The following is a 504-nucleotide window of genomic DNA, read 5'->3' as shown; positions in this document are numbered from 1 at the left end:
GCAAGATTCCTGGAGGTAGAGCACTGATTGGACTAGGGGCCCCCACAGGGTTACCGAATTCAGTCAAACTCCGAATGCCAGAGAATTATCCGCGGGAGTCAGACTGCGAGTGATAAGATCCGTAGTCAAAAGGGAAACAGCCCAGACCATCAGCTAAGGTCCCAAAGTATACGTTAAGTGGCAAAGGATGTGGAGTTGCCCAGACAACCAGGATGTTGGCTTAGAAGCAGCCATCATTTAAAGAGTGCGTAATAGCTCACTGGTCGAGTGACTCTGCGCCGAAAATGTAACGGGGCTAAACGTATCACCGAAGCTATGGCTTGTACCATTTGGTACAGGGGTAGGGGAGCGTTCGAAGTGCTGTGAAGTCAGACCGGAAGGACTGGTGGAGCGCTTTGAAGTGAGAATGCCGGTATGAGTAGCGAAAGACAAGTGAGAATCTTGTCCATCGAAAGCCTAAGGTTTCCTGAGGAAGGCTCGTCCGCTCAGGGTTAGTCGGGGCCT

General features: G+C 51.4%; 1 rRNA gene. It reads left to right on the top strand.

The window, feature by feature from the left end:
• A 23S ribosomal RNA gene (locus M3206_RS18775) occupies positions 1-504 on the top strand; the annotation flags it as partial.

The sequence above is a fragment of the Fictibacillus phosphorivorans genome, from assembly GCF_023715845.1.
GTDB classification, from domain to species: Bacteria; Bacillota; Bacilli; order Bacillales; family Fictibacillaceae; genus Fictibacillus; species Fictibacillus phosphorivorans_D.
Note: the sequence above shows the minus strand (reverse complement) of the source record. Positions and strands in the feature narration are given on the sequence as shown.